At 63.5% G+C, this 6,214-nt stretch carries 9 protein-coding genes; 6 read left to right on the top strand and 3 right to left on the bottom strand.

The features are described from left to right. From K2X24_RS05380 to K2X24_RS05365, 4 genes are all read left to right on the top strand, one after another. On the top strand, positions 1–1,176 hold a 1,176-nt coding region (locus tag K2X24_RS05380; RefSeq protein WP_292495408.1), incomplete at its 5' end, for a serine protease. A 320-nt stretch (positions 1,177–1,496) separates the two neighbouring features. Further along, positions 1,497–2,129, top strand: a complete 633-nt coding sequence (locus K2X24_RS05375) for a DUF4357 domain-containing protein (protein ID WP_292495406.1) — start codon at positions 1,497–1,499, stop codon at positions 2,127–2,129. Between the two features lie 476 nt (positions 2,130–2,605). Beyond that, a complete protein-coding gene (locus tag K2X24_RS05370; RefSeq protein ID WP_292495404.1) occupies positions 2,606–2,782 on the top strand; it encodes a hypothetical protein in 177 nt (58 codons plus the stop codon). 163 nt (positions 2,783–2,945) lie between these two features. Further along, positions 2,946–3,149, top strand: a complete 204-nt coding sequence (locus K2X24_RS05365) for a hypothetical protein (protein WP_292495402.1) — start codon at positions 2,946–2,948, stop codon at positions 3,147–3,149. 393 nt (positions 3,150–3,542) lie between these two features. Here K2X24_RS05365 and K2X24_RS05360 read toward each other — a convergent pair whose 3' ends face one another. Next, entirely contained in the window at positions 3,543–3,794 is a 252-nt protein-coding gene (locus tag K2X24_RS05360) for a hypothetical protein (RefSeq protein ID WP_292495400.1), read from the bottom strand. 229 nt (positions 3,795–4,023) lie between these two features. Between K2X24_RS05360 and K2X24_RS05355 the strand changes: the two genes are divergently transcribed. Then, positions 4,024–4,251: a hypothetical protein gene (locus tag K2X24_RS05355; protein WP_292495398.1), complete on the top strand. Its 228-nt coding sequence runs from the start codon at positions 4,024–4,026 to the stop codon at positions 4,249–4,251. A gap of 38 nt (positions 4,252–4,289) precedes the next feature. Here K2X24_RS05355 and K2X24_RS05350 read toward each other — a convergent pair whose 3' ends face one another. Beyond that, positions 4,290–5,141, bottom strand: a complete 852-nt coding sequence (locus K2X24_RS05350; RefSeq protein WP_292495396.1) for a DUF4336 domain-containing protein — start codon at positions 5,139–5,141, stop codon at positions 4,290–4,292. A gap of 127 nt (positions 5,142–5,268) precedes the next feature. Here K2X24_RS05350 and K2X24_RS05345 point away from each other — a divergent pair, with 127 nt between their 5' ends. Next, positions 5,269–5,604: a hypothetical protein gene (locus tag K2X24_RS05345; protein WP_292495394.1), complete on the top strand. Its 336-nt coding sequence runs from the start codon at positions 5,269–5,271 to the stop codon at positions 5,602–5,604. Positions 5,605–5,777: 173 nt separating this feature from the next. Here K2X24_RS05345 and K2X24_RS05340 read toward each other — a convergent pair. Further along, positions 5,778–6,214 (bottom strand): hypothetical protein (locus K2X24_RS05340; protein ID WP_366934441.1); only part of this gene is annotated, 437 nt, incomplete at its 5' end.

Genomic DNA, 6,214 nt, shown 5'->3' with positions numbered 1-6,214 from the left:
CCAGGCGGAATTCGTGTTGCTACACGAGACAGATGGGGACGGCCGGTGGAGGTCCTCAAACAGGCTCTGAGGGTCGCGTATAACCACTTCCAGAACGTAAGGGCGGAAGTCGCTCACGCTGATCTCCTTGAGAAGATGCGCCGAGATCGCTTCGTGGTTCATTACAGCGTCATCAAGGAGGGTTGGTTCGTCATCTCTGCCACCACACCGTCTGGCGAAGATGAGTATGTGCGCTACCACCAAGACGGCGACGGCATCCTCGGTTTCACGCTGTTCTGGAACAACGAGAGGGGCAACGTCAGCGGAGAGCGTATCGCCATTCTGATGTCGGCATCTCTGGGTTCCGTGATGAATGGACGACCCATGATTGAGCCGCCTCGCCCCACTCAGGCAAATGCTCAGGTAGCCACTGCACCACTCCGCGTTCCCGTACCCGTACAGCCTGCCGCCATCTCACCGCCCCCGGCCGCGCCTCCACCTGCTGCCGTCTCGCCTCCCGCCCCGGTCCCGCCTGTGTCACCGAAGGCTGAGGAAAAGGGGGTCTCCACTGGCACAGGCTCCTTCGTAGACGCCAAAGGCAACATGATTACGAACGCCCACGTGGTGAAGGATTGCAAGGTCGTCACAGTCAAGCTGACGGACGGCAAGCCCGCTCACAAGGCTTGTGTGATCGCCACGGACACCAGCAACGACCTTGCGCTTCTGGCGGTCGAGGATGCCATTGGGGCCAAGTTCGCGTCACTCAGAATGGGCACCCGGCTCGGTGAAGGTGTCCCTGTGTTCGGCTATCCCCATGCAGACATCCTAGCGAGTTCCGGCAATTTCACCCTGGGCAATGTCACGGCCCTGTCTGGTCTCGGGGACGACAGCCGCTACTACCAGATCTCGGCCCCCGTCCAACAGGGCAATTCAGGTGGCCCGCTTCTAGACAACTACGGTAACGCTGTGGGGGTGGTCGCTGCGAAGCTAAACGTGCTCAAGATGGCGATGGCATCCGGTGACTTTGCTCAGAACATCAACTTCGCCATCAAGACCACAATGCTCGCCACATTCTTGGAGGCTAATCAGATGTCCATGCAGACAGGGGTTACGAATGGGGCTAAGCTCGATCCAGCAGATCTTGCCGATTCAGCTAAGGGTATGAGCGGGTTTATCGCCCTGTCAGTAGGCACGTGAACGATGGCATAGCATGGAGTATGCTCTTGGTTCAGGGACGTAGCGTACGTTTGTACCTCGTGGATGGTTCGCCGACTGGGATACTTACAGCCGAGATCATGAACTGGACGGGGCACGCTTTGGTGACCTCTCGGTCCCGATTGGGCGAAGCCTTAGCTCGTGATGAGGCAAGTCGAACTGGCGTATACTTTCTTGTGGGCGATGACCCAGATCATCCGGCGAGAACGCGTGTATATGTTGGCGAGGGCGATAGTGTCATCGATCGAATTAAGTCCCACTCAAAGGATGCTGCAAAGGATTTCTGGAGTCGTGTATGTGTCGTGACGTTCAAAGATGCCAACTTAACTAAGTCTCACGTTCGATACCTTGAGCACCGGTTTGTAGAGTTAATAAAATTTGCTGACAGGGCCAATCTTGCAAACGGGAACGATCCCAGCCGCAAAGCTCTGCCTGAGAGTGATATCGCTGACATGGAGTTTTTTATTTCACAAGTAGAGGTCATACTGCCGGTGGTCGGATTTGACTTCCTTAGACCGAAAGGACGGATATTCGAGTCCCAATCCCCTGCTGGAAACCAGCCGGATATTCGTGGGCGAGAGGTTGAGTTAATACTGACAAGTGAAAAGCACGGGTACGAAGCACGAGCTATAGAGGCGGACGGGGAAATCACAGTTTTGAAGGGATCAAAAGCAACTACAAATAATAAATTCTCATCTAAAGCCTACGCAAATTTAAGGAACCAACTTATAGAGGATGGTCGTCTCATTCAGAGCGAAGATCCCGTTTTTTTGGAATTTACAAAAGATGTTGCATTTCAAAGCCCTTCAGCCGCTGCTGCTGTTATCAAGAACCGAAACACGAACGGTCGGACTTCGTGGCGGTTGGTAGGCACAGGGCAAACATTAAAGGATTGGCAGGACGCGCAGCTTGGTCCTACGGTGATAGCGCCTTAGCTTCTTGATCAATGAGTGTCTTAGATGGCAAACGCTGGTGTACAACGTCATCAAGCGACCGGGGAAAATTTCCTTTTAAGATCAACGCTTTTGCACCTCTCAGCCCCAGTCCTTTCCTGGGCACCACTTGATTTCTAACCTTCGGAAATCAAATCGCTTTGAGGGTTTCATCCCGCACTCGGGTCTCCGGTGCGGGATTTCTTTTGGCCTCATGCGCCGTGGTTCGCGATCCTCTCCGAGATGGCTTCCAGGACGTTGGCTTTTGCAGCGTGACCGCGCCTTTTCAGGCTGGCGCCTTCCGATAGATTCAAATCCTCCGGCATCGCGCCGTTTCTGATGTCCAACGCCGTGCGGTTCGGTGGCGTGGGTGGTCTGCTGCCCCAGGCCTCTGCATTTTACTGCGCAACCGGTGCGCCTTCGGCGGCATTATGCATAGGCGCCCCATCCTTCCGAGCGGGGCAAACGGAGTGAGACAGATGAGTGCTGGCTATCCACTTCTGTTCCTGGCGTTGGGAACGCTGGGAGGCATCGGCTTCCTTGCCCTGGCGGCGCGCAAGCAGGTCGCTGACCTGAAGAACGACCCGCGGCGTTCCAACATCATCAAGGATCACGGCGGCACCCCGAGGCCGAACATGCCGGGGACGGAGCACTGAAGGCGTCGTCGGGTGCGAGCGAGCGCAGCCCGATCTTGGATCGGTGCGGTTCCGGAGCATGGCGGAACCGCTGCCTTTGCCGACCGTTGATGCGTAGATTGGAACCGCTCTAATCCAGAGCACGGGGCGGTTCAGGCTACCGACGCGACACCAGGAGTATTACATGACCGGTCATGCGCATTGCCAGAGCTGCAAGTTCTTCGACGAGCACAAGGTGAACGGCGCTCAAGCGTCCGGGGAGCAGGGCCTGTGCCGTTACAACCCGCCGGTAACCCAGCCCGCACCGGAGTCGAAGGGTCTGTGGCCGGTGGTGGCCACCAGCGATTGGTGCGGTCACTTCACGCCTGAGATGACCGCCGCCGAGTAGGCGGGACGCGTCTCCACACCATCGGGGGTTAGCCCTGCGGAAGGCCTTTTCCGCCGTTCCGAGTTGGCTCGCCGGTCGAGTTCACTGGCGAGGCCATGTTCATCTGAGGTTTCATCGGCCCGGAAGGTAGCTTCCGGCGCCGTGATACTCTCTGAATCAGGACCGTCTTCGAATCGTGATTTTGGTCGGCGTACAGAACTCGGCCCGCGCAGATGCGTGTCGCATCAGCGTTAGCGCTGGGCGACACCCCGGCCCGTAGGGCTGTGCGGAGTCATACTTTCCGCACCGAATGGAAACTTGGCGCGTGCGCCGATGCCGACGGCTTCAGGCGCCTTTCGGCAAAGCCTTCGCGCCGACGATCACGGCGGCGTTCCACCGCTCCCGGGGCGAAAATCAATCCGGCTCCAAACCGTACTCTGCCAGCAGCGCCGCTCGCTTGCCGCGAAGTTCGAGCGCCCTGATGGCGTGCCTGCGTCCGGTGGCCAGGAGCGCGTCCGTTATCTCGCCCCGGAATTCCGGCATCACATGCGCGCGTTCAGCGAGTTCCGTCGCGGCCGCTTCCTCCAACGCGATGCTTTTCTGAAGAGTGTCGAGCACGCCCTGCACCATGGGAATGAGTTGCGAGTAGCCGGCGCCGTTCCTCATCCGCGGGGCCTTTCTTGCTGTGCCCATACGAGTGCTTCGGGACACCATACCAGTCCGGACGCGCCGTTCATCCCCCCTGACCTGCGACAGGGTCGCGTGTGGTTCCGAGGCCGACGGGCCGTTTGCGCAAGGCGGAGCTTCGGTCGCCGTTGGCTCGGCTGCCTGCAACAAGGAACGCGCTGCCTCCGCCCTCGGTTGGTCCCTCACCGTCACCGATGAGGATCACCCCATGAAGACCACGCTCGCCTGCGCCGCCAGCCTTGCCATCGGGCTTCTCGCCACCGTCACGACCGCCGAGGCCAAGGGCTGCATCAAGGGGGCCATCGTCGGCGGGGTCGCCGGCAAGATGGCCGGACATGGCAAGATGGGTGCTGCCGCCGGATGCGCGGTCGGGCACAGCCGGGCCAACAAGAAGGACGCGCAGTCCCAGGGTGGCGGGCAGCCCCAGGGCCAGTAAGGGTTAGCCCGGGAGACCCGAAATAACGATCGACCGCGTCAGCGGCGGCGGCGGGCATAGGCGAAAGCCGCGACCACGCCCGCCAGCGCCGCACCCGCGAGCCAGGGGGCGATTGCGGGCCTGACCTGTCCGAGGGGCCGTTCCCCGCCGGTCTCCGGCTCGAGGAGCCAGGCCAGGGCGCGGCGCAATTCGCCGGTGGCGTCGCGGGCAAACCATTGGCCGTGCGCGAAGACGACCCGTTGGGGCGCGAGATCGACCAGCCGCCGCGCGGCCCGCGCGGCCTCGGCCCGGTTCAGGCTCAGGAGCAGCCGAAGGTAGAGCGGCGCCCGCCCGTCGGGCGCGACGATCCCCAGGAGGCGCGCCAGGACGCGCGGGGCGGGTGGTAGCAGGTCGGCTTCCAGGTTCACGACGAGGTCGGTCAGCACGAGCGTGCCGCTGGGGCGGTGGAAGAGGCAGACTTCCCGAAACACCGGGCCCGCCACCAGCACCGTATCGATCGCGCCGGCCCAGGCGCGCGGTGGTGTGTCGCCGAGTTCCCCGTCGATCCGGATACCCGCGCGCCGCACCGGCCTCCGATCCTCCAGCCCCGGTACCGCCCAGGTGATCGCGTTCGGGCAGGCGGCCTGCCAGCCCGCCAGGAACATCCAGTGGCCGATGCTCGGGGCGACGAGGTGGCCGATACGGCTGAGCGCTTCGAGGGCCCGCTGCAGGCCCGGATGGTGCGGAACCGGCGAGTGCAGGAGCAGTTCGCCGCCCGCCAGCCGCAGCACCGTCATGCGGATCGGCAGCGGCAGCCCACCCGCCTCGATTGGCGCGGCGTCGACGATCCAGACGTCCTCGGCCACCGGCTTCGGGGTGTTCAGGGGCGGGTAGCTGATGTCGTGAGTCACGCCGTGCCGTCTCCTGTCCGCGTCGCCGCGCGCCGACGGAAACGCCGCCCGGGGGGCCACGGGTCCCGCGGGAACGCGGGCTGCTCCCGGCCGCCGCCGCGCGGGACCGAACACCCGGTGCCTAAGCGTGGTTGGGTCTTGCGTATCGGCAACGAAGGAGAACGTCAGGCGCATCACGGCAATCCTCGCGGCGACCACCCTCGCGCTCGCGGCCTCGGGGCCGGCCTGGGCCCAGGGCGCACCGGGCGGCAACGGCTCGGGCGGCAACATCGCGGGCGGCTCCACCACCGGGTCCTCGGCGGCCGACACCCAAAAGCGCGGAGCCACCACCGGATCGACGATCACGAACGCACCGTCCGGAACCGCCGGCGGCACCATGGCCCCCGGCACCGGCGCGCTCGGTCCGGGCACCGCCGTTGGCACCACGGCGCCCGGCGCGGCCGGGAGCGCAGCCGGCCGCTGAGGGCGGGCAACCCATGGGGCGGGACGCATGTGGTCCCGCCGGCCAAACCCGACGGTGAGGCGAGATCACCCTAACGGGCCGCGCGAATCCGCTCGGGGGGCATGCGTTCCCGGCGCGACGCGCGGTCCTGTCGATGTCCTTGGGCGCGCGTCCGGCAGGCCGCCGGGCGTCTCCTACCGCTGAAAGCGCGCGGTCAGCGTCCTGGACTTTTCCGGATCGACCCGGTGGAGCCGTTCCAGGGCCTGCGTCGCATCGCGCTCCACCGCCGCCGCGTAGGTGTCCTTCACCCGCTTCACGCGCCGGACCAGATCGTCGAGCGTCTCCAGCGGGGACATCGTGCGCGCGGTCTCCGCCGCATGCACCGAAATCTCGGCGGGTTCGGGCGAGAGTTCGCCCATCTTCACGGCGAGATCCCGGACGGCGTCCGAGATGATCCCGAGCTGTTTGCCGAAGCTGCCGACCTCCCGGATGATCGCGATCTCGATCTCGGGAACGCCCTGGTAGGGGCCGGTGTCGATGTCCTGGTTCACGGCGCCGCTGAGGGGGGCGAAGAACGGAAAGCTGAACCACGAGTTCCACGTTGGGCTACCGGACATCACGGGGTCTCCTG

Source organism: Methylobacterium sp., assembly GCF_019750675.1.
Classification (GTDB): domain Bacteria; phylum Pseudomonadota; class Alphaproteobacteria; order Rhizobiales; family Beijerinckiaceae; genus Methylobacterium.
The sequence above is the reverse complement of the archived record's forward strand: the minus strand, read 5'-3'. Positions and strand labels throughout refer to the sequence as shown.